Source organism: Brevibacillus dissolubilis (genome assembly GCF_006170445.1).
GTDB lineage: Bacteria > Bacillota > Bacilli > Brevibacillales > Brevibacillaceae > Brevibacillus_B > Brevibacillus_B dissolubilis.
In genome coordinates, this window is record NZ_VCNA01000016.1 from 84,987 (window position 1) to 109,572 (window position 24,586).

The 24,586-nt window shown below is 51.6% G+C and carries 30 protein-coding genes; 5 read left to right on the forward strand and 25 right to left on the reverse strand.

The features are described from left to right. Positions 1-523 precede the first annotated feature (523 nt). Positions 524-781, forward strand: coding sequence for an AbrB/MazE/SpoVT family DNA-binding domain-containing protein (locus tag FGI41_RS22785; protein ID WP_255298606.1), 258 nt, complete (start codon positions 524-526; stop codon positions 779-781). A 113-nt stretch (positions 782-894) separates the two neighbouring features. On the opposite strand, the gene rsmI is transcribed toward FGI41_RS22785, so the two are convergent. The 15 genes from rsmI to FGI41_RS22860 form a co-directional block, all read right to left on the reverse strand. Continuing rightward, on the reverse strand, positions 895-1,788 hold the full coding sequence (gene rsmI, locus FGI41_RS22790; protein ID WP_139492609.1) for a 16S rRNA (cytidine(1402)-2'-O)-methyltransferase: 894 nt from the start codon (positions 1,786-1,788) through the stop codon (positions 895-897). A gap of 6 nt (positions 1,789-1,794) precedes the next feature. Next, a complete protein-coding gene (locus FGI41_RS22795) occupies positions 1,795-2,064 on the reverse strand; it encodes a GIY-YIG nuclease family protein (protein WP_139492655.1) in 270 nt (89 codons plus the stop codon). Continuing rightward, complete coding sequence (locus FGI41_RS22800; protein ID WP_139492610.1) at positions 2,051-2,818, reverse strand: tRNA1(Val) (adenine(37)-N6)-methyltransferase; 768 nt, start codon at positions 2,816-2,818, stop codon at positions 2,051-2,053. The genes FGI41_RS22795 and FGI41_RS22800 overlap by 14 nt, the downstream gene beginning before the upstream one ends. Positions 2,819-2,887: 69 nt before the next feature. Then, positions 2,888-3,277 carry a DNA replication initiation control protein YabA gene (gene yabA / locus FGI41_RS22805; protein WP_139492656.1) on the reverse strand — a complete coding sequence of 130 codons (390 nt, stop codon included), beginning with the start codon at positions 3,275-3,277 and terminating at the stop codon, positions 2,888-2,890. Positions 3,278-3,310: 33 nt separating this feature from the next. Further along, on the reverse strand, positions 3,311-4,126 hold the full coding sequence (locus FGI41_RS22810) for a PSP1 domain-containing protein (RefSeq protein ID WP_139492611.1): 816 nt from the start codon (positions 4,124-4,126) through the stop codon (positions 3,311-3,313). A 3-nt stretch (positions 4,127-4,129) separates the two neighbouring features. Next, positions 4,130-5,116 (reverse strand): DNA polymerase III subunit delta', encoded by a 987-nt coding sequence (gene holB, locus FGI41_RS22815; protein WP_139492612.1) that lies wholly within the window; start codon positions 5,114-5,116, stop codon positions 4,130-4,132. A gap of 10 nt (positions 5,117-5,126) precedes the next feature. Continuing rightward, on the reverse strand, positions 5,127-5,573 hold the full coding sequence (locus FGI41_RS22820) for a YaaR family protein (protein WP_139492613.1): 447 nt from the start codon (positions 5,571-5,573) through the stop codon (positions 5,127-5,129). Positions 5,574-5,602: 29 nt separating this feature from the next. Beyond that, entirely contained in the window at positions 5,603-5,932 is a 330-nt protein-coding gene (gene darA / locus FGI41_RS22825; RefSeq protein ID WP_139492614.1) for a cyclic di-AMP receptor DarA, read from the reverse strand. 223 nt (positions 5,933-6,155) lie between these two features. Then, the gene (gene tmk, locus FGI41_RS22830; protein ID WP_255298607.1) at positions 6,156-6,794 is read right to left on the reverse strand and encodes a dTMP kinase; all 639 of its coding nucleotides are present in this window, start codon (positions 6,792-6,794) and stop codon (positions 6,156-6,158) included. 32 nt (positions 6,795-6,826) lie between these two features. After that, positions 6,827-8,302, reverse strand: coding sequence for an aminotransferase class I/II-fold pyridoxal phosphate-dependent enzyme (locus FGI41_RS22835; protein ID WP_438358052.1), 1,476 nt, complete (start codon positions 8,300-8,302; stop codon positions 6,827-6,829). Positions 8,303-8,466: 164 nt separating this feature from the next. After that, complete coding sequence (locus FGI41_RS22840; protein WP_139492616.1) at positions 8,467-8,649, reverse strand: sigma factor G inhibitor Gin; 183 nt, start codon at positions 8,647-8,649, stop codon at positions 8,467-8,469. A gap of 52 nt (positions 8,650-8,701) precedes the next feature. Continuing rightward, the gene (locus FGI41_RS22845) at positions 8,702-9,772 is read right to left on the reverse strand and encodes a hypothetical protein (protein WP_139492617.1); all 1,071 of its coding nucleotides are present in this window, start codon (positions 9,770-9,772) and stop codon (positions 8,702-8,704) included. 22 nt (positions 9,773-9,794) lie between these two features. After that, a complete protein-coding gene (locus FGI41_RS22850; RefSeq protein WP_139492618.1) occupies positions 9,795-10,517 on the reverse strand; it encodes a glycosyltransferase family 2 protein in 723 nt (240 codons plus the stop codon). After that, positions 10,514-11,992, reverse strand: coding sequence for an alkaline phosphatase family protein (locus FGI41_RS22855; protein ID WP_139492658.1), 1,479 nt, complete (start codon positions 11,990-11,992; stop codon positions 10,514-10,516). The genes FGI41_RS22850 and FGI41_RS22855 overlap by 4 nt, the downstream gene beginning before the upstream one ends. Positions 11,993-11,994: 2 nt before the next feature. Continuing rightward, positions 11,995-12,951: a lysylphosphatidylglycerol synthase transmembrane domain-containing protein gene (locus FGI41_RS22860; protein WP_176560405.1), complete on the reverse strand. Its 957-nt coding sequence runs from the start codon at positions 12,949-12,951 to the stop codon at positions 11,995-11,997. Positions 12,952-13,048: 97 nt separating this feature from the next. Between FGI41_RS22860 and FGI41_RS22865 the strand changes: the two genes are divergently transcribed. After that, the gene (locus tag FGI41_RS22865; protein WP_139492620.1) at positions 13,049-13,567 is read left to right on the forward strand and encodes a hypothetical protein; all 519 of its coding nucleotides are present in this window, start codon (positions 13,049-13,051) and stop codon (positions 13,565-13,567) included. A gap of 16 nt (positions 13,568-13,583) precedes the next feature. Here FGI41_RS22865 and FGI41_RS22870 read toward each other — a convergent pair whose 3' ends face one another. From FGI41_RS22870 to dnaX, 6 genes are all read right to left on the reverse strand, one after another. Further along, positions 13,584-13,853 carry a pro-sigmaK processing inhibitor BofA family protein gene (locus FGI41_RS22870; protein WP_139492621.1) on the reverse strand — a complete coding sequence of 90 codons (270 nt, stop codon included), beginning with the start codon at positions 13,851-13,853 and terminating at the stop codon, positions 13,584-13,586. Positions 13,854-13,865: 12 nt separating this feature from the next. Then, complete coding sequence (locus FGI41_RS22875) at positions 13,866-14,105, reverse strand: YaaL family protein (RefSeq protein WP_176560406.1); 240 nt, start codon at positions 14,103-14,105, stop codon at positions 13,866-13,868. Between the two features lie 24 nt (positions 14,106-14,129). Next, positions 14,130-15,113, reverse strand: coding sequence for a CPBP family intramembrane glutamic endopeptidase (locus FGI41_RS22880; RefSeq protein WP_139492623.1), 984 nt, complete (start codon positions 15,111-15,113; stop codon positions 14,130-14,132). A gap of 193 nt (positions 15,114-15,306) precedes the next feature. Beyond that, a complete protein-coding gene (gene recR, locus FGI41_RS22885) occupies positions 15,307-15,903 on the reverse strand; it encodes a recombination mediator RecR (protein ID WP_139492624.1) in 597 nt (198 codons plus the stop codon). Between the two features lie 49 nt (positions 15,904-15,952). After that, positions 15,953-16,261 (reverse strand): YbaB/EbfC family nucleoid-associated protein, encoded by a 309-nt coding sequence (locus FGI41_RS22890; RefSeq protein WP_139492625.1) that lies wholly within the window; start codon positions 16,259-16,261, stop codon positions 15,953-15,955. Positions 16,262-16,290: 29 nt separating this feature from the next. Then, a complete protein-coding gene (gene dnaX / locus FGI41_RS22895) occupies positions 16,291-18,039 on the reverse strand; it encodes a DNA polymerase III subunit gamma/tau (protein WP_139492626.1) in 1,749 nt (582 codons plus the stop codon). 224 nt (positions 18,040-18,263) lie between these two features. Here dnaX and FGI41_RS25580 point away from each other — a divergent pair, with 224 nt between their 5' ends. Continuing rightward, complete coding sequence (locus FGI41_RS25580) at positions 18,264-18,392, forward strand: hypothetical protein (protein WP_255298608.1); 129 nt, start codon at positions 18,264-18,266, stop codon at positions 18,390-18,392. 716 nt (positions 18,393-19,108) lie between these two features. Here FGI41_RS25580 and FGI41_RS22900 read toward each other — a convergent pair. Both FGI41_RS22900 and FGI41_RS22905 read right to left on the reverse strand, forming a co-directional pair. Continuing rightward, positions 19,109-20,527: a PAS domain-containing sensor histidine kinase gene (locus FGI41_RS22900; protein WP_139492627.1), complete on the reverse strand. Its 1,419-nt coding sequence runs from the start codon at positions 20,525-20,527 to the stop codon at positions 19,109-19,111. 178 nt (positions 20,528-20,705) lie between these two features. Further along, positions 20,706-21,143: a ribonuclease H-like YkuK family protein gene (locus FGI41_RS22905; RefSeq protein WP_139492628.1), complete on the reverse strand. Its 438-nt coding sequence runs from the start codon at positions 21,141-21,143 to the stop codon at positions 20,706-20,708. A gap of 169 nt (positions 21,144-21,312) precedes the next feature. Here FGI41_RS22905 and FGI41_RS22910 point away from each other — a divergent pair, with 169 nt between their 5' ends. Next, positions 21,313-22,044 (forward strand): pseudouridine synthase, encoded by a 732-nt coding sequence (locus tag FGI41_RS22910; RefSeq protein ID WP_139492629.1) that lies wholly within the window; start codon positions 21,313-21,315, stop codon positions 22,042-22,044. Positions 22,045-22,093: 49 nt separating this feature from the next. Further along, the gene (locus FGI41_RS25185) at positions 22,094-22,267 is read left to right on the forward strand and encodes a hypothetical protein (protein WP_176560407.1); all 174 of its coding nucleotides are present in this window, start codon (positions 22,094-22,096) and stop codon (positions 22,265-22,267) included. Between the two features lie 43 nt (positions 22,268-22,310). On the opposite strand, the gene tadA is transcribed toward FGI41_RS25185, so the two are convergent. Continuing rightward, positions 22,311-22,784, reverse strand: a complete 474-nt coding sequence (tadA, locus tag FGI41_RS22915; protein ID WP_139492630.1) for a tRNA adenosine(34) deaminase TadA — start codon at positions 22,782-22,784, stop codon at positions 22,311-22,313. 174 nt (positions 22,785-22,958) lie between these two features. Further along, positions 22,959-24,398: a S8 family serine peptidase gene (locus tag FGI41_RS22920; RefSeq protein WP_139492631.1), complete on the reverse strand. Its 1,440-nt coding sequence runs from the start codon at positions 24,396-24,398 to the stop codon at positions 22,959-22,961. Between the last annotated feature and the right edge of the window lie 188 nt (positions 24,399-24,586).

Genomic DNA, 24,586 nt, shown 5'->3' on the forward strand with positions numbered 1-24,586 from the left:
GCTTACTCTTCCCGTCAACGCGTTTACGTTATTTCCAACTTTATCATTTATTCTATACTACCTTAGCTGTTTCTAAACCCGATTGTCAAGATGGACTACAGCGGATAGCATGACGGTTGTATGAACAGAATACATTCTTTATACATAAATGTATAATGAGATGTCGAAAGCGTTTTATCCGTTCGACAAAACTTGTCGGCTTTCACCCATGTTTTTGCAGATTTCTACACGGCTAATTTCCATTTATATTTATTAAATTAATTAAGAAAGTTTGATCGAACCATCCTCCCACTAATCCCATCTACGGGATAATACGCGATACAACAAGGTTTCTGGGCTTGCATAAAATGGATCAAGCATAATACAAACCACGAATGCAAGTAAATGTAAAATTCCGTATTGACACCTTTGGGAATGGCTGGTATGATGAAACCAACAAGAAAATGTCGAATAATGACGATAAAAAGTGAAGTGTCATCTATAAATCGACAACCCGTTAAGCTACTTCTTGAGAGGAGAATTGATGATGATGAAATCAACAGGTATTGTAAGAAAAGTAGATGAACTTGGCCGCGTGGTAATTCCAATCGAACTCCGCCGTACTCTCGGCATTGCAGAAAAAGACGCTCTTGAGATTTACGTGGACGGCGAGCGTATCATCCTTAAAAAATACGAGCCAGCTTGCATCTTCTGTGGCAACGCTGACCGCGTAACCTACTTCAAAGGCAAAATCATTTGCCAAGAGTGCGTTTCCGAACTCCCAGTACCACAACAAAAATAATAACGTTGTTGTCGACGATGATCACGGCTTCTGTCTAATATATAAAATAAAGGCTATCCATCTTTCACAGATGGATAGCCTTTTTGATGTTTACCGATTGGCTTAAAAAAACATTATTCTTCGTCCCGATGATATTCGTTGTAGACATCACGTTTCGACAAACCACGGTCTTCACTTGCTTTTTTGATCGCTTCTTTGCTGGACAAGCCTTGGTCGATGTAACGGTCTACGTGTTCGACAATCGACAAAGCCTGCCACCAGATCACTTCTTCATCACCTGTACCTGCATCATCGCCTGTATAGCCTTCTACGATCATGCAGAACTCACCGCGAATCTCACCTTCTCCTTCGCCAAGCCATGCGATCAACTCGGAGAGTCTGCCTCTGGAGAACTCTTCATAGCGCTTGGTCAGCTCGCGGGCCAATACGACATTGCGGTCCCCCCATGCTTCATAGATCGCTTCGAGTGTCTTGACGATGCGGTGTGGTGCTTCATAGAACAGGAGTGTCTCTGGATATTTGCGGAGACGCTGAAGCTCTTGGGTGCGGGGCTTTTTGTCCCGTGGCAGGAATCCGGCGAAGACAAAGCGGTCGGTCGGCAAGCCCGAGGCGATCAGACCAGTCAGAGCGGCGTTGGCTCCCGGTATCGGGATGACGGTGATTCCTTCGGCTGTAGCATCCCGGACCAGATCTGCTCCAGGGTCTGAGATCGCGGGAAGTCCCGCGTCACTTACCAGCGCGATTTTTTTGCCTTCGCGCAGCCATTCCAGGAGGCCGACACCGCTTGCTTCTTTATTGTGCTCATGGTAGCTGACCGTGCGCTTTTCGATCTGAAAATGATTCAACAGCTTGCGGGTCTGTCTCGTATCCTCACACGCGATCACATCCACCTCACGCAGTGTGTTCAGTGAGCGGACGGTAATATCGTCGAGATTGCCGATCGGTGTGGCGACGAGATAGAGAATCCCCTCGCCCTCATGATCAGCAAAGCTTTTTTGTACATGCATGTCTATTCAGCTCCCCAGTCGGAGGTTTTGCCATAAGGCATCTTTTTGCTTGCGGGAAAGCCGCTTGATCGCTTCCTCCCGCTTGAGTCCCCACGAACGGCTCTCACCCTCTTCATAATAGACGAGTGCGACAGGCAGGCGGCATCGTGTGTATTTGGCTGCCTTGCCGTCGTTGTGCATCTTGTAGCGGCGGGGGATTTCCGTTGTGTAGCCCGTGTAGAGCGTATTATCTGCGCAGAGCAGCATGTAGACATAGTGACTTTTAGTCGAGGGCATCTCGCTTTCCGTAATAAATCTCATACAGTTCCTCACAGTATTCTTCCCCTTGCTTGTAGACGATCAACGGGGGTTGTACGCGCAATTCCGGGCGGCCGCCTCGGGTTCCTTCTATTAATATACCTGTCGGTTCAGCATTTACCCGTGGATGGATAAACCGCATGCGCTTCGGCTCAATCTTGTACTGGCGCATCAGCGTGATCAGGTCGATCAGGCGGGTAGCGCGGTGTACCAATGCCATTTTGCCCCCGTTCTTGAGCAGCTGGCTGCCGACGCGGATGACATCTTCGAGATTGAGCAGGATTTCGTGACGGGCGATGGCACGGTGATCATTGGGTGCTACTTCTCCCGTCTCAGGTGGCATATAGGGCGGGTTGCAGGTGATCAGATCAAAGCTCTGGTAGCCGTAATGCTCCACCGCTTCCTTCACATCCCCCAGATGGACATGGATGCGCGATTCCATGTTGTTCAGCTCCACGCTTCGCTTCGCCATATCGTGCAGGCGCGGCTGAATCTCAATTGCATCAAAGGTGGCAAACTCTGACCGCGTGCTCATCAACAGCGGAATCGAACCATTGCCTGTACAGAAATCCATCACCCGTCCACGCTTCGGGACAGAAGCAAAACGGGCCAGCAACACCGCATCCATGCCAAAACAGAAAGTCTCATGGCTCTGGATGATTTTGCGGTCATAGGTCAGCAGGTCATCAATTCGTTCAGTCTCATACAACGGAATGTTGCGGTTCTCTGCCATGTAATCGTGTACTCCTTTATGTAGGGAAAAAAGCGACCTGTCCGATAAAAAAGAGCAGGTCGCTTTTGCTTATGGTTTTGGTTGTCCTCCACTCAAGAAGGAGAGACAGAAAAGGCAATCGCCTTCTTTTCGTAAACTTCCATAATGGACATTGCAAATATGAAATCCTTCCGCATAGAGGCGAGCTAAGTTGTCATAACCCTCTCCCACGACTTTTGCACGAGCCTCAGTCCGTTGCTGCTTCGTCTCTTTGGACGGTACGGTCTGTTTTTTCTTAGCTGGCGTCTGCACTGTGTTGGTATCGAGTCGGTTACGCAGGTGTTGGTTTTCCATAGAGAGTTGGGCGTTCTCTTCAAGCAGGCTGGCAATAACATCCTTTAGACTGCCAATCTCCTGATACAGCTCGCCGATCCTCTCCTCTATGCTCGCCATTTTCGCGAAAATATCCCGTTTGTCCACCTTCATCACCCTTTTCCTCGCTACCCTAACCTCTTACTCAGCTGCCGGAACGATCATGACGATCTCGTCTAAGGTGAATTCCATAACGCGGTTCGCTTCACTCAAGTCGATCTGAACGACGCGATCCAAGATGTTCAGGCTGACAACACGACCTTCACCCATTGGTGTACCCACCATCGCGCCGATTTCCGGCAATTCATCTTTGGAAGTCTCATAGTTATCATTCTCATATTTCAAACAGCACATTAATCGGCCGCACAGACCCGAGATCTTCGCCGGGTTAAGGGAGAGGCTCTGGTCTTTGGCCATCTTAATCGATACCGGCTCAAAATCACCCAAGAAGGTGGAGCAGCACAGCAGGCGTCCACAAGGGCCGATCCCGCCAAGCATCTTCGCTTCGTCACGCACCCCGATCTGACGCAGCTCAATGCGGGTACGGAAGACAGAAGCCAGATCTTTTACCAGCTCACGGAAGTCGACACGACCATCCGCGGTAAAATAAAAGATGATCTTGTTACGGTCAAAGGTGTATTCGACGTCAACCAATTTCATCTCAAGCTTGTGATCTTTGATTTTTTGCAGGCAGATCTGGAAGGCGTTCTTCGCTGCGGTCTTATTCTCCTCTACCTGCTTGGCGTCGTTGGTGTCTGCGACGCGGATGACCTTTTTGAGCGGCAGAACCACATCGGATTCTCCCACGGTTTTTTTCCCGATCACGACTTTGCCGTATTCGATGCCACGGGCGGTCTCGACGATGACGTGGTCATCTTTTTCGGTAGGAAGTTGATCTGGGTCGAAATAATATATTTTACCCGCTTTTTTAAAGCGGACTCCGACTACCTCGTACAAAAGCTATCCCTCCTGGAGAAGAAGAACAAGCCTTTCTAACGCTAACTGAGGATTAACGTTACGCTCTATCCGATTTCTCGTCTCCATGGCTGCCTGTATTCCACGCAAAATATCGGCCTGTGTCCATATGAGAGCTTGTCCCTCAAGTACATCCTGTTGGTCTATGTTGACGAGCCTCGATTGCCGGCCTGTTTGTACATACAGAATATCTCGCAGCCAAAGGATGAGTAAATCTAGAAAAAGGGGCAATTCCTCTTTATATTTATCATTCTTCTGAAATTGATCTTGTATCGTGAACAGCGCTTGTGTTCCACGCTGTTTTATTTCCTTCCCCAATTGTATCACCATAGTTCGAAGCTGTGCAAACCATTCTGATTGGCTTAATTGCCTTGCACCGTCCAAATGTGTTGTGATTTGGCAAGCGACATTAGCAATACCGGCAGGCACACCCTCGGCCTGAAGTTCCAAAGCCACCTCCTCGGCGGGAAGCGGGGCGAATGGGATGGTGATGCAGCGTGAAAGAATGGTCGGCAGAATCGCGTGAATGTTTTCGGTAGTGAGGATCGCCACAACGCCTCGGGGCGGCTCTTCGAGAAACTTCAGCAGGCTGTTGGCTGCCTGCACGGTCATCTTGTCAACGTGCTCTAGGATGTATACTTTATGCTCTGTCTGTTCGACGGAGCGCTTCTTCATTTCGTTGCGAAGCTCGCGCACTTGGTCAATCTTGATCGACTGACCATCCGGTGCGATGGCGTAGACGTTGGGATGGTTGCCTGAGTCGATCCGCAGGCAGTTCATGCATTGTCCGCAGGCATCATGGGTGGCCTCAAGACAAAATAAGCTTTTTGCCAGATGCGTAGCGATCTCTTTTTTCAGCGTGCCCTTGGGTCCGGAAAACAGGTAGGCATGGGCCAGCCGGTCATTACGCAAGGTTCCCGAAAGAATATCCGCGACACGCGGTTGCTTACTGCGAAGGGTACTCCATGTCATGTGATGTCACCTAGAAATAGAAATTGATGAGCATGCCGCGAATTTCACCGATACGGGCCAACAGGTCGATCATCGGAGCCTGTTCACTTAACAGTTCATCCGCCATTTCGAGCAGTTGCGCATCTACTTCTTTGATAATTTTATAAAGACGGCTGCGTCCACGGCGGTTGGTACCCTGACGGTCATCGAGGGCCACACCGTACTTGACCGCCTCTTCCATGAAGCGCTTGATGAGATTCTTGTAATGATAAAAGTCTCGAATCATCCGGGAGCGGGCGAGGATTTGGCCGGACTTGTCGATCTCGTTGAGCAGTTGGGTCAGCTTTTCTTGATTCATCCGGTCTTCATGTCCTTGAATCATGGAACCGAAGCTGGGTTTCTCAATCTGTGGTCCCCGACGGCTGTCATTGGGCTTGAGTGGATCTAGCTTAGGTCTCATTCCGTCGCCGATTTTCATAGGATCACCCCCGTCTGTTATTGAGAGCGTCAGAACGAATGGAATTGTTCAACGTCCATCACGAAGACGGCAGCTCCACCTACCTGTACTTCGAGTGGATAAGAAAGGAACGAGTCTACACCGCTGCCAAGTGGTGATACCGGGGTCACCATCTGGTTGCGCGATTGGCAATTCTGCTCGATGATCTGGATGACATCAGGTACGCGTTCATCATCCGTACCGATGAGAAAAGTCGTATTTCCTGCGCGCAGGAAGCCTCCGGTGCTGGCGAGCTTCGTCGCACGGTAACCGTTTTGGACCAGCTTCTGGGACAGACGTGCGCTGTCTTTATCCTGAACTACCGCAATCACCATTTTCAATCGGATCTCATCCTTTCTGCCTGGCGTTGATTCGCAAAAAGTAACTTCTCTCTATTATACAATAGATTTCCCCTCTCGTCTTATCCGCCGCCACATTGGGCGTGTGGGAATTACTCCATATCTATTCAATAAGACAGGCAGGCGTGAAAAAGAACCAAGCAACGAAGAAAGATTCTTCTGGGATGCTTGGTTCCTGGCTGCGGGTGATGTATGAGGTTGGCCGTTACAGAGAGAGTCGCTGGCGCAGGATGTCCTTGGCATCTGCGGTGACGGCCTCAATCGGCTGATTGGCATTGATGATGACGATCCGGTCTGGGAAGCGCTGGGCCAGCTGCCGGTAGCCTTCATGTACCCGATAGTGAAAATCATTGGCTTCGAGATCGAGGCGGTTGACTTCACGCTCTTTGTTGGCATTGATACGGGCGAGACCCACCTCTGGGGGGATATCAAAATAAAGCGTCAGGTCAGGCTCCCACTCTTCGACGGCGAACTGGTTTATGCTGAGGATATCCTCGACTCCGATCTGACGTCCATACCCCTGGTAAGCCACACTGCTGTCGACAAAGCGGTCACACAGTACCACCTTGCCTGCGTTCACAGCGGGGATTACCTTTTCCACGAGATGCTGTCGGCGGGCAGCGGCATAGAGCAGTGCCTCGGTGCGCGGATCCATCGCGGTATGGGCCGGGTCGAGGATGACCGACCGGATCTTCTCGGCGATCTCGATGCCTCCCGGTTCGCGGGTGAGGATGTTGTCGACTTGGTGCTCGTCGAGGAATGCTTTGAGTAGAGCGAGGACGGTTGTCTTACCTGCCCCGTCTCCCCCCTCTACCGTAATAAAAAGTCCTTGATCTCGTTTCACGAAAAAGCCTCCACGTTCCATTCATTGTTGGTTTATCGCAGGATCGCGATGGTATGTAAATCAGCATCTGCTACGCCGTGAAATCTGGCTCCACTGCCGCGCAGCTCCTGCAGGACGGCAATCGTCTCGCGGGTGATCCGCTCCCCTGGCACAAGCAACGGAATGCCCGGCGGATACGGGATGACCATCTCGGCACAGACCGCTCCGACGGCTTCTGCAAGTGACACTGTCTTTTTCTCGGCATCCAGTGCTTCATGCATCGGTGTGACGGACTCCTGCAAAAAGCTGGAGGCAAGAATGCCCGCCTGAAAAATCGTATGTACCTGTTCGGTGTGGTACTCGATTTTTTCTAACACATGGGCCAGCTTGTCCAAGTCATCCTCTGTCGTCCCCACTGATGCGGCCAGCAGGATGTGGTCAGGATGGGCCAGCTCGGGGTAGATCGCTTGCGATTCGAGCAGGCTCTGCAGCTGGTAGCCGGTGTGCTGCTTGGTGCGAAGAGACAGCAACAGCTTGAGCGGATCAAGCGTTGAATAGACGTTGCGATTGCGGTCTTCCACGGTTGGGGTATAGAGCCACGGCAAGTGACGGATACGCTCCCGAAGACGGCTGAGTGCTGGTAGCAGGCGGTCGATTTCTTTGGCCCCCTCCAGCACCATATGGCGGCGGGATACGTCGAGGGAAGCCATCAGCGGGTAGGACGGGCTGGATGACTGGATCATCGCCAAGGCTCTGTACAGACGGGCACGGTCGATCCGCTCTCCCTGTACATGCACCATGGAGGACATCGTCATCGAGGTTCCCATCTTGTGTGTGGATTGGACGCTCAGATCAGCCCCTGACTGCATCGCGGACAGCGGCAGAGCCGGGTGGAAGCCGTAGTGGGCGCCATGCGCTTCATCGACCAGCAGCGGAATGCCGAATCGGTGGACAGTGACCGCCATCTTTTCCAGATCGACGCCCATCCCGTAGTAGGTCGGGTTGGTCAGAAAAACAGCCTTGGCATCCGGATGAGCCTGCAAGGTCCGCTCGACATCGTCACGCCGTACACACGTTGCCACACCTGTCTTGGGATCTACAGCTGGTACGATATAGACAGGCTCTGCACGGGCCATGATGATTCCGTTATAGACGGATTTATGACAATTACGTTGAACGAGGATTTTGTCCCCGGGTCTGCATACAGCCATGATTGCAGCGATATTGCCTACGGTACTGCCGCCGATCAGAAAGCGGGTCTCCTCTGCTCCGTACGCTTCTGCTGCCAATGCTTGCGCCTCTGCAATGATTCCTTCCGGCTGGTGTAGGTCATCCATCCCGGACAGTTCAGTCACATCGAGGGCCAGCAGGCTTTGGAAGTGCTCCTTGGCTGTACGGTCGAAGCTTGCCCCCATCTTATGCCCAGGTACGTGAAAAGAATGCGGGCGCTTCTTCGCATGCTGCACGAGGGCGTCATAAAGCGGGGCGCGGCGTTGGCGCTCCATATATTCTTGTCCATGCTGTGCCAAGCTTTTCACGTCCTTTCATGATTCTTCCATTGTAGCACGGATGCATGGATGAACAGAACCACGGATCAGCTGAAAAAGGGCAGCCTGATGGTTCCCCCCGTTAAAAGCAAAATTCCGAGGCAGAATTTCACCTCGGAACTTGTTATGTTGGGAGCTTTCTGTGCTTACGCATTCTTTTTTAGCCAAATCTGCCGCATCTGCTTGATGAAAAACAGGTATTTCTCATCCCGAACATCGGTCTTGACCATTTCTTGTTCACAGGAGTAGCAGATGAATTGATCACAGATGGCGATTCCAACTGCTTGTTGCCGATCGCAGACGATGCATTGTTGAATAGCGTTTTCCATGGCTCACGCCCACCTTTTTTCCTAACTTACCAACCATTATATCCTAGTATAGTCAGTTCCATTCCCAAACGTTCGTGTTTTGACCCCAAGTTCTGTACATCAGCCCAGAACGCTCTGCCTCCTCCAGCGGGTAGCAGGAACAGGCGTCGATTACGATGGGATGGGACATTCGGGAAATCAGGTGGTGGAGGTTGATTTCTTGAATAAATTTGTCCGCTTGCAGAATCACCAGTAAATCCGCGCCTTCCAGCGCCTGCTGTGGTTTGTCAGGCAAAACCCATTCGGCGGGGAGATCGTTCGTGTTTGTATCTGGGTCTGGCTGGTACAAGCAGACCTTCTGTTGGTTGGTCAAATAGGCGAAAATCGGTGTCCAAGCTGTCGGCATTCCCCAAAAGGTGACACGGTGGATGTTCGTTTTTTGTTGAACCGCCTGCCACTGGTGTCGAACCCAGTCGAGCAGGAGCATGTCCTCGCATGAAGCCGTGCCTGTGAGCCAGCCGTGGCCGATCCGTCTGTCCATGCCCAGTCCCTTGGCGACGACGTCCAGCCTGGCACCCGATGTATCACAGCGATCCCCCAGTTGGAAGTAAAACTGCCGTTTCCACGCCAGATACTCAGGCATGGCGCGGGCGATCTCGTCTGCTTCGATTCGTGCGCAAGTGAGGGAAATGACGTCTTGTCCAGCGAGCAGGTGACGGAGACGGTTCACCCAGTAGCCACAGACATCTCCACCGATGACGGCCCGATCTCCGTTTTCATATAACAAAAGACGCACCACTTCTGCCTGATGCGTCTCGTATTTCTTCTGGAGTTGGTCGGCAAAGCCGTGGGGGATGTGGGGGCCGAAGAGCAGAAGGAGCGGTGGTGAGGCTGGTGAAAGCCCCGGTTCTTCACAGAATGCCTGTATGGCCTCTGATGACCGTTCATCCTCGTCTGTGAGCAACAGCCCATCTACCCTTTTGACTTGCTCCACGGACTCTTTTTCCCCAGGTGAACTCTTTTCATCACCACTACCTGTAGCGGTTACTAGCTGAATCCCCACACGGGCCAACTCTCGATTCATTTGTTCCCCTTGTTGCTCTTGACTCACGTGATAACGCAGTGTCAACCCGTAATCAGCCACAGCGGCACACCCCTTTTTATCGTCACCGCCGTACGTGCTGTGTGCGTTGGACTGGGCGCCGCATCTCCCGCCAGATGGCCGGAAAGACGCGCGTCATGTAGGCATTGAAGCGGATAAAGGACGTGCCCGTGGTCCGCACCTGATAGCGAATCGGGATTTCCTTCATCCGGTAGCCCTTGCGTACGAGATTCAGCGTCATCACCTGCGCGTAATTATAATCATGGATGATTTCCAGATCAGCCAACGCAGCACGGTTAAAAGCCCGCATCCCCGACTGACCATCATAGATAAATCGGCGCAGGAGGAGCATCTGAATCGACGTGAAAAAATAATTGCCCAGCCGGCGGTGCAGTTTCATGCCTTTTATTGTGCCCATAAAGCGGGAACCCATGACATAATCGGCTTCACCTGAGATCAGCGGGGCGACCAGCTCGGGAATCTCGTTGGCCGGGTATTCATCGTCCGCGTCGATCATCACGGCATAGTCGGCACCTCGGTTGTACGCTTCCCGCAGGCCAGTACGTACGGTTGCACCAAGTCCGGTGTTGGTCGGCATCGTGTAGATCTCGTCTGCCCCAGCCGCCAGAGATACCTGAACCGTCTGATCGGTCGAGCCGTCGTCGACCACCATGATTTTGACTTCGATATTCGGGTGAAAATCACGCGGGGTCTTGCGGATGACCTCCCCGATTGCGCCCTCTTCATTGCGTGCTGGGATTACGATGTACAGAAGTTGTTTGCTCACGCTTCTTCCCTCTCGTCCTTTTGATCCGATTGCAGTGCATCGTGCAGTACCGTCCCGCGCGACTTGTTCGGGTACGGTGCTTTCATCAGATACGAAATCGTCGGTGCGACCGATACAAGTGAATGCCACTCGTCGACCCGCACCCCTTGCTTGATCATCGGGCCATGCATGATGAACGGCACATACCGCTCCCCTTCATCCAGATGTCCATGACCGCCGATCCCATCGGACTGTCCATGGTCGGCACAGACGATGAAGGCGGCATTCTCCAGCTTCCCACGTTCCTTGAGCCACTCATAATAAGAGGCCACCAGTTGATCGGCTTCGTTGATTTTGTGCAGATATTCATCATAAAAGACACCACGGCTGTGCCCGGTCTGGTCGGTCGAGATCAGCTGGACGATGAACAGATCAGGATCTTCCTCCTCCACGATCTCACGGGCACGCTCTAGAATCTGACGGTCTACTACATCATTTTTGGTGACAGCTGTATAGGTACGCACATCTTTGTTGCCGAATGCATCGACCAAGTGAGCCACCGCCAGCATCGAGCCTGACTTGCCGATGGTACGCAGGCTGTCAAAGATGCTTTCGCAATTGATCCCCGATTTATAGACCATGTTACTCTTGATCCCGTGCTCGAACGAATAGGTTCCGGTAAACATGGATGAAAAACAAACCACTGTCCTCGCCGGATACACGGTCTCCATATTGGTATACTCCGTTCCCGTCGCTTTTAGCCAGTCGATAAACGGGGTATCCGCGATAGCGAGACGATCCTTGTTGCAGCCGTCGATGACTACGATGTAGACCTTGTCCGCCAATGGCTGCTCAGGCAATACCTTTGGCGTATATTCCGCGATCGGCACAGGCTTCCACGTGAACAGCAAGCGGTGAACCAGATACGTGTAGACCAACAATCCCACAGCGAACACCGCATAGGTCAGCACAGATTGAGGCTCACCAGTCCCCGTCACATGGCGATACGCTGCCTCCAATGCCAGCAGAAGCATCAGAACCTTAGGAATCTGCTCCTGTGCATTCCCGCTCGTCGTATCACTGTTTTTGAGCACCAGCTTCCAGAAGCGGGTAAAGTTCCACAGGGTCGTCCCAATCCGCAGATGGTAATAGATCGTCCCCCAGAAGATCACCGTGAAAAAGAAATACAACCCAACCGCAAGCCACAGAACAGACGACATCCCCTCTTGGTACCACATAAAGCCTGCTGCCAAGGTTGGTATCCACAAAAACCAGCGCAAATGAAGCGGATAATCATATAGAAAATAAATCATCAATAATGGCAACGTAAATCCAAGCGCCATCGGAAAAGCCATCCAAAACCCGGCAGACCCCCAAGACGCCAAATGAAACAACAGAAACACACCGACCACAAACACAGGGGTAAACGGCTTGCCTTCATTTAAGATATTCCAGCAACGCGCCGCTACCTTTTCAAACTTCGATGCTTTTTTCATTTTCATGCTTGCCCCTCCTCCCGAGCCTTCGCCACTGCCTGCTGGTACAAGGCCAAAGGCGATAATGATAAGCGCCAAGCCGCATAGCCGCCCAGCACAAATGAATAGATGAATTTAAACCCGTGCGTCAGAATCGCCACCTGCAAAGCAAACGAGAGCGAATGTCCCGCCACCTGTGTCAAGAGACCCGACATCACGGTCTCATACGTCCCGATTCCGCCCGGTGTCACATGAAAGGTCTGCCCGATGATGGTCAGCACATGGACGAACAGGGCCTCTCCCACACCAAGCTGTCCACCCAAGGCAATCACTACACTGAAGACGACGACAGCCTCCAGCATCCAGCCCAGCGCCGTCAGCAACAGGGCCGAAGCACGCGGCTTGTCCCATTGTAGAGCCAGCTGTGGTTTTTTCTTCGCCAGCCATTTTTGCCAAGGAAGCCGCAACATCAGCACGATCCCAACCGTCAGGATGACAGTAAGCCCTGCAAGCCACCCTATAGAAGTGCCAAAAGCCTGTCCTACCCGCTCTGGCATGAACAGCCCAAAGCCAAACGCCCCGATGATCAATAGACCTGCCATGTCCAGAATCCGGCTGATCGCCACCGAGACCGCTGCCTCTGCCCACGTAAAATTCTCCCGTGTACGCAGCAGAGCCATCCGCGCGACCTCTCCACCTTTGACCGGAAGTACATGGTTGAGCAAGAGTCCGATATGATGATACAGCCAAAGCTGATTGACCCCGACCCGCTGCTGTTGCATCTGATACGCCCAGCCCAGACTTCTCAGCCAAAAGGCGGCGGCATATCCGACACTCATCAACAGGAGCAACGGCCACTTTTGCCCCAAGAGCACTATGCCCTGAAGCAGCTCATGCCAGTTCAGCTTGGTGATGGCCCAATAGATAGAGACACCCAAGAGGAGCCAGGCGATGCTGGTGATGATCACTTTTTTGCTCATGGTCTTGTTCATTCCCCTTGATAATCATTCTCACCGATTATAGAATGGTTGCATTCACCTGTCAATTTTCATTCGTAAACGCAAAAGGAGGCCTGTCATGAAAGAACAGACCATCTACAGCTACAAGCTATTATACCGCTTTCGTTGGCGGTTAATCGGATATCTCGCACAGATCGTCAGTCTGTTTGCTCTGCTGGCAGGGGCGTCGTATGTGTTGCTGATCCCTTATCATCAGCTGATCGTCTCCCTCGCCGTGATCGTACTCATCCCGATCCTTCATTTTATCGTGTTTCGCTTCTACGCCTATGTCACTTCATCCCCGCTGAAGCCGACACCAGATACGCTCGTCTCTCCTTGGTGGGGAGCAGGGACAGCCTATCCGATCTCGCTGTCCTTTTTTCGGGGTGCGGAGACGAGTGTGTGCATCGGGAGCCTGCTGGTTCCGGCCGGGTTGTTCGTCTGGCTCCCGCTCTCCTATGGGGTGGCTCTGGCTGTGGGGGCTGTCGTCCTGACTCTGCCGCGCTTTCTCGCACTGCTGGCCTCGATCCGCCAGCCGAAAAATGCCCGGGTGAAGTATGAGATCAGGAGCATTGCCTTTTTGCTGACAGACCTGTAAGGCTACAGTGTAGGGACTACATCACAAAATACATCTTAATTACGACCAAAGCCAACAACCCCGGCAGACGCAAAAACCCTGCGAGCAATGCAGTCACCGGGTTAATCGGCACATGAAATCCAGCCATTTCCCCGGCAATATTGGCGAAAAAGAGCAGCACAGCGCCAATGACGAGATTGAGCACCGTAAGACCAGCAAGCTGGAGTGGCTTGGAGACTGACTTGCTGGCAGCGACGACAAACATCAGACCGATGACAAGAATCGCAATGAGCCATTCCGTACCCATGAATTCTTCCCCCTACACTTCTGTACCGAATTGATATTTGCGCGCCTGATCCAGCAAAAACGCATAGCGCTTTTCAACCAAGCGCAGATGATAAATCGCCTCGTCCACTTGATTGCGCCCCTCGGACAATTCCATCAAGTGCTGGGCATGTCTCCACTCTTGCAAGGCTTGTTCTACTGACTCAATCAACGGCCATTCATACACCTGTCGCACCGTCTTTTTCTGGCGCATCTTCCAATGAAACCATCTCACCCGCATCCCCCTGCTTTCCCTGTATTAAGACGAATAGAGAGAAAGGAGCACACTAAAGAGGTTATTCATGCTGTGCAACAATATAGGCGCCCACAATGATTGAAACTGATGACGCATAAATCCAAGCCCCAAGCCAATCACGAACAACGGCACAAACAAGGCCAAATCAATATGGATCAGCGCAAACCAGAAGCTCGATGCCAAAATCCCCAACACCGCGCCCCATCTCTGTACCAGATAAGACTGGATCACACCCCGGAACAGGATCTCCTCGGCGATCGGCACCATCATCCCGATAACCGCCACAGAAAAGACCGTATTCAGAAGGTTCTGCTCCTTGGCGCTGAACAGCTCTTGGCTGATCGCTTCCTCCCGCTCTGAATCAAGCGACATATTGAAAAAGTCGGCAATCGGACTGGTCAGCAAGGAATCCAGTGCCACCGCGATAAACAGAAAAATAGCCAAAAGCGTCAGAATCATTTTGCCCGGATGAGCCGGACGCCGAAATCCAATCACCCCGGCCCGTCCAAAATAGCCAAACAACGCAATACCCAGAATCGTCACCTGCATCGAAGCAGATTCCAGCATCCCTCCGATACTCCCCTCGGGAAAGAACGGAAACGGCAGGAACATCCCATACGCCCATAGCATGATCGTATTGAACAGGTGCAGCCAGGCCAGTGTGTAGATAAAATCTTCTCCGGTCACCCGTGCACCATCCCGCCTCAATGCGCGGTTCCTGCGATCCCGCAGAAAAGTGATGACAAACATCGAAGCACAAGCCAGACTAAACATACCGCTCCCCATCAATAGAAAAATCGTCCACTCCGGCGGCTCCTCTACCGTGCTGACCACCCAACGCCCGTCCACTCCCGGCGCGATGCGAAGCATGGAAAGCTCAAAGACAAGGTTCAGCCAATAACCGATAAACAGTAGAATGGCCCACTTTCTGGAGCGGGGAGGTCTCTCGGTGTACAACTGTGGGTAATACCCCGTTTGAAGTTGCATGGACTCACGCTCCTACCCTATAAATCTATGTCAGAATGACCAAAAAAATCACACAGAATCGTACATAGTAAAGTCTATCATAGCAGAGTGGCGAACCATTCCCCTATGGAAATTTTTAAATAGAAAAAAGCTCCCGGCTAATCACGTAGTCGGGAGCTTTTGCTGTCTGGTTGTCAGGTTATGCATCGCCGGATTACAGATCGCGGCGACCTTCCAGTGCTTTGGTCAGCGTCACTTCATCGGCGTATTCCAAATCACCGCCGACCGGCAGACCGTGGGCAATCCGCGTCACACGAATGCCAAATGGCTTAACGAGACGGGAGATATACATCGCGGTCGCTTCCCCTTCGATGTTGGGGTTGGTCGCAAGAATCACTTCTTTGACCTGTTCGTCACCTAAGCGTTTGAGCAGGTCAGGGATGCGGATATCCTCCGGCCCGATCCCGTCCATTGGGGAGATCGCTCCGTGCAGGACGTGGTAGTAGCCTGGGAACTCGCGGGTTTTTTCCATGGCGACGACATCTTTTGGCTCCTGCACGACACAGATGATGGAGCCGTCACGGCGCTTGTCACTACAGATGTGGCAAGGATCGATGTCGGTGATGTTGTTACATACAGAGCAGTAGTGGAGCTGACGTTTGGCGTTGACCAAGGCTTTGGCCAGATCCAATACGTCATCCTCCTTCATATTAAGCACAAAAAACGCCAGGCGCCCTGCTGTTTTCGGGCCGATACCTGGCAGTTTCATAAACCCTTCGATCAGTTTGGATATCGGTTCTGGATAGAACATGTTGGATCTACTCCCTTATGATCAGGCGAGGCTTGTTGGTTCCAAAGGGTTAGAACAAGCCTGGGATGTTCATACCGCCTGTATAACGTCCCATTTCTTTGCCTACCAGATCGTCTACTTTTTTGAGTGCATCGTTGACAGCGGTCAGTACGAGGTCTTGCAGCATTTCTACATCGTCTGGATCGATTGCTTCTGGCTTGATGGTGATTTCAGTGATCATTTTGTGGCCGTTTGCTTTTACAGTTACGACGCCGCCTGCGCCGCCTTCTACTACTTGTTCTTTGAGGGCTTCTTGCGCTTTCATCATTTCTTCTTGCATTTTCTTCACTTGTTTCATCATCTGTTGCATGTTTTTCATAGGGATTCCTCCTTGTATGGTGAGCTGGATTATTCTTTGATTTCGACGAATCGTTCGCCGGCCAGCTTGATCGCTTCGGCGATGAGCGGGTCTTCCTGCGGCACGTTGGCTGCTGGATCGCCACCACCACCGGCTGATGAACCTCCCGCCTGTACCTCATGCTTCACGCTGTCCCACTCTTCCTCTGTGATGGAATAGAGCTGCAACGGAAGGCTGCTGGCCCGGTGCAACACGCTTTCTACCATGCTGCGCAACTCTGGCTCCATCGTCTTCTCGCAGTGGACCTGACCTTTGAAGACGACGATGACTCCTTCCTTGCTGGCTACAGCTGGCATGCCGCTGACCATCCAGGCATGGTACTTGTAATTCATTTTTTTGACTTCAGAAAGAATCTGACTCCATGTACCGCGGATTCGCTGGGTGACGCCTTCGTCGGCATTGCGGACGATCTCGCGTACTCTGTTCATCGGTGTCTTGGAGCCGCCATGACCTGCACTGGCTGGTCGGCGAACTTCTCTGCGTGGTTCTGCCGCCTGAGCACCGCCTGCGGAAGTATCGATCGCCACCTGCCCGCGCAACACTTGACCCAGCCGCTCTTCCAGCTGTTTGACACGGTTGGTCAGGCTGATCACATCCTCAGCAGCGGTCGGAGCCACCTGCTGGGCCGAGACGGAAGCCGCACCAAAAGCAGAACCCTGCGGCTGACACAGACGAACCAGCGTCATCTCCACCAGCACGCGTGAATGAGTCGACCACTTGAGTTGGGTCAACGCCTGATTCAGCACCTCGATGGTCTCATATAGCACCGGCAATTCGTAGAGCTTCGCGACTTCGGCGAACTGTTCATCGACCAGGGTGCGCTCGAGGATCTCGGTCAGGTTAGGTGCAGTCTTGAGCAGCAGCATGTCACGATAATAGAACATGAAGTCCTGCATGAAATGCTCAGGGTCTTTCCCCTGCACCATCACCTGCTCGAACTGCTCAATCACGCCAGCCACATTGCGCTCGGCAACCGCTCTTGCCAGCGTGGAAAAATAGGTCTGGGCCACCGCTCCTGTGATCTGGAGCACATCACTGGTATTGACCTGCTTACCGCTGAAGCTGATCACCTGATCCAAGAGACTCAAGGCATCACGCATACCGCCTTCCGCCATCTTGGCGATCAGCTTGAGTGCCTGCTCCTCAGCCTGAACCTGCTGTTGGTCGCAGATATATTGAATCCGCCGTACCATCTCTCCCAATGATATGCGGTGAAAGTCAAAACGCTGACAACGTGAAATAATCGTCGCCGGCAATTTGTGCGGTTCTGTCGTCGCAAGGATAAACAGCACATGTGACGGAGGTTCCTCCAACGTCTTCAAAAGAGCGTTGAACGCCTCTGTCGTCAGCATGTGCACCTCGTCGATGATGTACACCTTGTACCGCACATCACTCGGCGCGAATTTGACCTTGTCACGAATATCGCGGATCTCTTCCACCCCGCGGTTGGAGGCGGCGTCAATCTCCAGGACGTCCGTTACGGAGCCGTCGGTGATCGCCTTGCAGGTTCCGCATTCATTGCACGGTTCGCCGTCTTGCGGCTGTTCGCAGTTGACTGCCTTGGACATGATCTTGGCGGCACTCGTTTTCCCCGTTCCCCGAGGGCCGTTGAACAGGTACGCATGGGAAAGCCGCCCTTCACGAAGCGCGTTGCGGAGCGTCGTCGTCACATGCTCCTGCCCGATCACATCGCCAAAAGTCTGCGGTCTATATACACGATAGAGTGCTGTATACGCCATTGCTTGCCACTCCCTGTTCATCAAGCACAAAAAAGCTAGTATTTACGTTATTATACTATAACTGCGGGGCTAATACCAAAATGTAAGAGCATCCAGCAGCCGAATCTTAAACGAATGTTGTTCGATGATGTTCGCCTATTCCATGCTACGATAAATCTCGCTTAGACAACAGTTGTCGCGGTGCGGCCACGGCGCAGCCTCTTTTGGAAAGGAGGTGGGCGGCGATGGTCATTCTCGGTTGGATTTACGCTGGTATAAAAATAGCAGGTACCGTTCTCGGCTTCTTATGGAGTGCGAGGAAGGCATACAAGCTGATCAAGCGCAAATTTGGCAAGAAGAAACCCACCGTGTAATAGGTCGACAGCCTCCGGTGGGGTTCAATAAAGCTTGCTATGTTTAACATCGCGCGCCGTGGGTGACACCAACAGCAGTTTGGCTAAGTAAGATCGTGGGTATGTCCAGTACACACGGTCTTCTTTATTATAGCCGTCACCGCATAGTCCTATGACTATTGGATATCGGTATACACCCGAAGCATTCTGATGCCATCTTACCATGGATAAAACCAACTCATCTGTTTTTTCTTTTATAAATCGAGAAAAATATTTACTGGCTCAACTAAAAAAGGAGGCCTTATGTAAAGGACAACCTTTCCCTGTCATGGTATAATCTCGGATAGACAACTGAACGGTGGATACGGGCCTCGGCGCAGCCTCTTTGGAAGGGGGTGAGCGACGATGGACGTACTTGGTTGGATTTATGCGGGTGCGAAGGTTATTGCTACAATTCTCAGTTTTTACTGGGGAGTAACGAAAACCTACAAAGTCATTCGACGTAGATATCTTTCCAAGAGAAAACCCACCGACAAATAGGTTCACAGCCTCCGGTGGGGTTCTCTCATAAATTCACTTGTCATCGCACGCCGTAGGCTAAACCAACGACAGTTGATCTAGGCAGACCGCATGTATTGCAGTACATGCGGTCTTTCCTATTGTACGTGCGGTGCTCGTAAAATATAACCTTATACCATTAAGGATATCACAAACATACCAATTTGGCATTCATCCCCCTACAAATAAGACAACAAAATATGAAACGTCGTCCCATACCCCTTCGAAGACACCCGAATCTGCCCGCCAATATCATGCACAATTTTTTGGCATACCGACAGCCCAAGACCTGTCCCCTCTTCCTTGGTGGTAAAGAACGGGTCAAAAATCTTATCAATGATATATCCCGGAATACCCGGCCCTGTGTCGCGGATATCGATGCTGATCCGGTCTCCCTCTTTATCGATCGAATGTGAGATCGTCAGCTTGCCTTCATTGCCCATCGCTTCGATTCCATTTTTACATATATTCAAAAAGACCTGCTTCAACAGCTCCGTATCACCTACCACCATCGGCAGCTGATTGGCTGATGGATAATCCACGTCAATGCCGTGCAAGAGGCCTTCGCTCTGCACAATCGGCAGAATCTCATCAAATACGACGTTGAGGTCAACCAGTTGGTACTGCACGTCGCGCGGCTTGCTCAGAAGCAGGAATTCACTGACCAATGCATTGATCCGGTTGATCTCAGTCAGCATGATCTCGGTATAGGTCTTTTCACGCTCCATCCCGGATTCGGTGAAGGAATGCAGGAACATCTGCAGAAACCCTTTGATCGATGTAAGCGGGTTGCGTATCTCGTGCGCCGTCCCAGCTGCGATCTGTCCGATCATTGCGAGCCGATCGCTTCGTTCGATCTTTTGCTCGAAGGAGCGCAGATTCGTCACGTCCTTGAAAATCACGTAGGCTCCGACGATCTTGCCTGATTCATCATGCAGCGTATTGGAGTCGACCAGCAGTTCGTAGCGCTGATTGTCGTTGGTCCAGGAGGTCGCTTTATTCTGCATCTTCACCCCTTCCAGAAGCTCACGCTGGATCAGCCGATGCTCCTCTGGAATCCCCATGAAAGCCTGGTCGATATGCTGCTGCAGAATCTGCATCCGCTCCACACCCAGGATACGGCAAGCCATCTGACTGATCTCCACGATGCGTGCTTCTGTATTTAACACGACTACCCCGAGGTTGATCTCTGAGGTTAGCTGTGTCACCATCCTATGGTTCAGCGAGGTATTCAGATCTTTGGTTAATTGGAAAAAGTGAATCAGGTACACTGGTGACGGTGCTTCCAACGATAGAATCATCGCCGTTGTTTTCCCCGCCCGGCCATATCGGTCAAGCCATTCCAGCTCCGTGTCCGCCTCACTCTTCAACAGCTTGTGATGCAGTTCTTCCATCGTTCCCGTCCAAGGGAGAATGTGGTCAAAACTACAACCGATACATTCATCGCGGGAGTACCCCGTCACACGCAACAACACCTCATTTACTTCAACAATCCGTCCTGCCTGATCGACGACAAGTACGGCATGGGGTAGCTGTTGCATATATTGGTTCAGTCTTGAGAACGAGCCCCATGGATGTACAGATGTGATCATCTCCAAAACTGTCGCCCCTCCCTGCCTTCTGACATTTCCGAACGAGTCAGAGCTCATCCACTATTACTACAAATTCTGCAAAAGATAGGGAGAACCTGCCAAATGACCTATAACAGCAGGGCAAAATCTTTCGCTATAAATCGCCAACTCCTAACAAAAAACGCCAACCCAATACGGTTGACGTCTACCTCGTGAATTTGTCCGCAATGGTCGAGGCCCCAAACGAAAACGGCTTGATAAACGCTTCAAAATCATTAGCCTTCGCCAGCTTCAAGAGCATCTGTACGAACTTATTGGTCGGGCCATTGGGGCCGATGTCAAAATGCAGCCGGATCGGCAACACAATCCCCTGCTCCTTGAGATGCTCCCGCAGTTCACAAGCCAAGCCCACCGCATGAAACGCCTCCATATAAATCCGTTCCCGCAGTGAGGATAAATGCCTCTCCTTAAACTGATGATAGAAAAAGGTGCCTCCCTGTGAAATCCGGATCAAGGACACCGCAATGACAAAATAAGTGCCTTTGTTACGTACCTGCGAATCGGCTCCTACGACGATCTCAAACTCGTGGGAACCCTCCGACACTGCTCGGCAAATTTCAGCAAAGACCTCCTCTTTCTCCATAAAGCCTCTGGATGGACTTTTAAACCGAATAAGGCATCCCTCCTTCTATCTATAATTAATGTATTGGTACAAAGTCCAAGATAGACTGTTTTTTTGTCTTCCCCTTGATTTTGCCGGTACGTTCCTCCATAGTAAATAAAGCTATCTTGAACAAAGGAAGGATCATCCAATGAAACGTGAACGCTTAGATAAAGTGCTGGCCAACATGGGCAAAGGCACTCGCAAAGAAGTAAAAGCTTTAGTAAAAGCACGCCTCGTCACCGTCGACGGAAAGCTGGCTACTGACCCAGGGATGCATGTCATACCTGAACAGCAAGAGATTATCGTGGACGGGGAGCCGCTTGATTTCAAACGCTTCATCTACATCATGATGAACAAGCCGCAGGGTGTCATCTCCGCGACAGAAGACAACATGCATGAGACCGTGGTAGACCTGCTTCCGGAAGAATGGTTTCATTACAAGGTCTTCCCGGTTGGCCGCCTCGACATCGATACAGAAGGCTTGCTGCTGCTGACCAATGATGGCCATCTCTCCCACAGCCTCCTCTCCCCGAAGAAAAAGGTGGACAAGGAGTACTTCGCCCGCATCGAAGGCCGCGTCACCCAAGAGCACATCGACCAATTCGCCAAAGGTGTCGAGCTGGAAGACTTCACTACCCTGCCAGCACGTCTGGAGATTCTCTCCCAAGGGGAAACCTCCGAGATCCGCGTCACCATCATGGAAGGCAAGTTCCACCAGGTGAAACGCATGTTTGCCGCTTTTGGTCTGAAAGTCGTCTATCTCCAGCGTCTTCGCATGGGCTCGCTGCACCTCGACGAATCATTGGAGCTGGGTGATTACCGCGAGCTGACCGAGCAGGAGCTGGATGCTCTGCGTAACCGCGCAGGCGACGACGAATAAACCGCTCCCTTTTTCCTCACTCTATGGAAAAAGGAGTGAGTCCAACATCATGCCGAAAAAAGAACCAGCAACCCCTGATGTATTAAAAGCAAGTGCACAAGAAGAAGGCAGCTTTGCTCCCGGTATGGAAGATGATCAGCTCGAAGCCTCTGCTACCCAGGAAGAGATCGCTAGAGGCGACTCTACCCCTTATCAGGCGCTGATCCGCGATTATACCGAGTAAGCATTACACATAAGCAAGCCATACCAAAAAAGACCTTGTCTCCCTAATTGGAAGCAAGGTCTTTCCGTTTTTTTCGCAAGCCACGGAAAAAGTCTTTGAGCAGTTGAGCGCATTCGTCCCCCAATACACCGTGAATCGTCGGGACTTGGTGGTTAAAGCGCGGGTCTTCCAGCAGGTTCATCAGTGTGCCGGCACAGCCTGCTTTCGGGTCAGTCGCCCCGTAGACAACCTGCTCGACACGGCTTTGGACGATGGCCCCGGCACACATCGGGCAAGGCTCCAGCGTGACGTAAAGCGTACAGCCGATCAACCGCCAGCCCCCCAGCCGCTCGCTCGCTTCGCGGATTGCAATCATCTCTGCGTGCAGGGTCGGGTCTTTCTGGGTCTCACGCAGATTGTAGCCTCGCCCGACCACTTCACCATTGCGGACGATTACCGCACCGATCGGCACTTCCCCGATGGCTTCCGCTTTTTTCGCTTCCTCGATTGCCAGCTGCATAAAATCTTCGTGTTGCATGGTGTTCCTCCGTTTTCATCCGTTCTTTTTAGTAGCTTTCCCCAGTATACCGATCTTTGGTGTGCAGGTGCAATTCGTTCACACTCAACAAGCCGCAAGTCAACGGCAAAAGCCCTGTGTCCACTCAAGGGAACACAGGGCTTTTTGGCTGTTCTATTGGTCCAAAGACCGTGATTATTTCGCTGTCAGAGCGTTGTAGATGTTGGCTTCACCTGCACCGAACAGTGGGTCTTGGCCTACTTTACCGAAGTCAGATGCAGATTGACGGATCAAGGCTGCCACTTGAGCAGGAGAGTACTCAGGGTGTGCCGCTTTGATAACACCTGCGATCCCTGCTACTTTAGGTGCTGCCATGGAAGTACCATGCATCAGAGCATAGCCTTTCAGGTTGGACGTCACATAAGGAGCCAGGTAGGTTGGGTAGGTAGAGAGTGCACGGTAGTGGAAATCACGTTTGTTGAGGTAGTTGCCTTTTGGATCTTGACGGTAGAGGCCGTCGTATACCGGACCGTTGTCTCCACCTGGAGCGGAGATATCGATTGGGTTACCGTAGTTAGAGTAGAAAGCGATGTTATCCGTAGACCATTGGTTGGTGGAAGACACCGTCAACACACCTGGGATCTGAGCCGGAACTACTCGGGATGGGCCTTTTACATAGACGCCATAGTTATCGAGCCAGTATTGCTGCATGTCATGGAGACTGCCGAGGTCTTTGGAATCGTTACCAGAGGATACGACTACGACCGCTCCTTTTTTGATCGCGTATTGGATCGCACGGTGGTAAGCGACGAGGCTTGCGGAGTCACCTTTCTCACCGAAGTTGTTAGCCATCCAGCGCCAGCCGCCGATGGACATGTTGATGACTTCTACACCATCGTTAGCCGCAGCAACGATCGCGTCTGTGATCCAAGATTGTTGGGCACCGCCAGTCGCACCGAATACACGGTAAGCGCGGACAGTCAGCTCAGGACCTACGCCCAGAAGCTTACCATTGGCGGCAATAGAACCTGCTACGTGTGTACCGTGACCGTTGAAGTCCCATGCATCGGTTGTGCCTGGTACGAACGTTTTGGAACCTGCTTCGTCTGCGTTCGCTTTGAGGTCTGGGTGACCGAAGTCGATCCCGGAGTCGATGACCGCAACGACAGTATCATGGTTTCCTTTATTGATCTCGTAGGATTTGAAGTCGTTCGTGATGCGTTTTACGTCCCATTGGATGTCATGGTAGTTTTGGTTTGGATCATTCCAGTCAGGTTGCGGAATGTCTGTGACAGGTTGTCCATCCGCAGCTTGTGGTTCACCTTCGAGGTACATTTCCAGCTCTACATCAGCCGCCGCCACTTGTTGGTCACCGCGGATGGTGCTGAGGAATGCAGCATTGTCAGAAGTGACCGAAACGATCCCTACTTCTGGGATGGCACGCTCGACATGACCACCAGCTTGTTCGATGGTTTCTTGATAGTTGGTTGGCAAGTCACCCTTGTATGCGATCAGATAGGATTTCTCGAGATTGTCAGAAGCGAGTGCACCACTGGATACGCCGGCAAAAGCAGTTGCGATAACAGACAGAACGAGGGTAGAGCTGAGACCGATCAATTTGAATGATTTTTTCATTTGTACATACCTCCACTTTTCACGTTTTATTTTAGGACAATTGAATTAGCATATTTTGATAACCCGTATACCTAATTGCTATATATATGTTTTATAATAATTTTTACATTTTGTATAGTAGGAATTGTTCGATAATTTCGGATGTTTAACGACAAAAACTTTTTTCCAAGCGCAAAAAATGGTGCTTA

Excerpts from the sequence above, each read along its gene's own strand:
- FGI41_RS22785 (WP_255298606.1), top strand. The coding sequence starts at position 524 with ATGATGATGAAATCAACAGGTATTGTAAGAAAAGTAGATGAACTTGGC.
- rsmI (WP_139492609.1), bottom strand. The coding sequence starts at position 1,788 with ATGCATGTACAAAAAAGCTTTGCTGATCATGAGGGCGAGGGGATTCTC.
- FGI41_RS22795 (WP_139492655.1), bottom strand. The coding sequence starts at position 2,064 with ATGCCCTCGACTAAAAGTCACTATGTCTACATGCTGCTCTGCGCAGAT.
- FGI41_RS22800 (WP_139492610.1), bottom strand. The coding sequence starts at position 2,818 with ATGGCAGAGAACCGCAACATTCCGTTGTATGAGACTGAACGAATTGAT.
- holB (WP_139492612.1), bottom strand. The coding sequence starts at position 5,116 with ATGACATGGAGTACCCTTCGCAGTAAGCAACCGCGTGTCGCGGATATT.
- FGI41_RS22820 (WP_139492613.1), bottom strand. The coding sequence starts at position 5,573 with ATGAAAATCGGCGACGGAATGAGACCTAAGCTAGATCCACTCAAGCCC.
- FGI41_RS22840 (WP_139492616.1), bottom strand. The coding sequence starts at position 8,649 with ATGGAAAACGCTATTCAACAATGCATCGTCTGCGATCGGCAACAAGCA.
- FGI41_RS22855 (WP_139492658.1), bottom strand. The coding sequence starts at position 11,992 with ATGAAAAAAGCATCGAAGTTTGAAAAGGTAGCGGCGCGTTGCTGGAAT.
- FGI41_RS22860 (WP_176560405.1), bottom strand. The coding sequence starts at position 12,951 with ATGAGCAAAAAAGTGATCATCACCAGCATCGCCTGGCTCCTCTTGGGT.
- FGI41_RS22865 (WP_139492620.1), top strand. The coding sequence starts at position 13,049 with ATGAAAGAACAGACCATCTACAGCTACAAGCTATTATACCGCTTTCGT.
- FGI41_RS22870 (WP_139492621.1), bottom strand. The coding sequence starts at position 13,853 with ATGGGTACGGAATGGCTCATTGCGATTCTTGTCATCGGTCTGATGTTT.
- FGI41_RS22880 (WP_139492623.1), bottom strand. The coding sequence starts at position 15,113 with ATGCAACTTCAAACGGGGTATTACCCACAGTTGTACACCGAGAGACCT.
- recR (WP_139492624.1), bottom strand. The coding sequence starts at position 15,903 with ATGTTCTATCCAGAACCGATATCCAAACTGATCGAAGGGTTTATGAAA.
- FGI41_RS22890 (WP_139492625.1), bottom strand. The coding sequence starts at position 16,261 with ATGAAAAACATGCAACAGATGATGAAACAAGTGAAGAAAATGCAAGAA.
- dnaX (WP_139492626.1), bottom strand. The coding sequence starts at position 18,039 with ATGGCGTATACAGCACTCTATCGTGTATATAGACCGCAGACTTTTGGC.
- FGI41_RS25580 (WP_255298608.1), top strand. The coding sequence starts at position 18,264 with ATGGTCATTCTCGGTTGGATTTACGCTGGTATAAAAATAGCAGGTACC.
- FGI41_RS22905 (WP_139492628.1), bottom strand. The coding sequence starts at position 21,143 with ATGGAGAAAGAGGAGGTCTTTGCTGAAATTTGCCGAGCAGTGTCGGAG.
- FGI41_RS22910 (WP_139492629.1), top strand. The coding sequence starts at position 21,313 with ATGAAACGTGAACGCTTAGATAAAGTGCTGGCCAACATGGGCAAAGGC.
- FGI41_RS25185 (WP_176560407.1), top strand. The coding sequence starts at position 22,094 with ATGCCGAAAAAAGAACCAGCAACCCCTGATGTATTAAAAGCAAGTGCA.
- tadA (WP_139492630.1), bottom strand. The coding sequence starts at position 22,784 with ATGCAACACGAAGATTTTATGCAGCTGGCAATCGAGGAAGCGAAAAAA.
- FGI41_RS22920 (WP_139492631.1), bottom strand. The coding sequence starts at position 24,398 with ATGAAAAAATCATTCAAATTGATCGGTCTCAGCTCTACCCTCGTTCTG.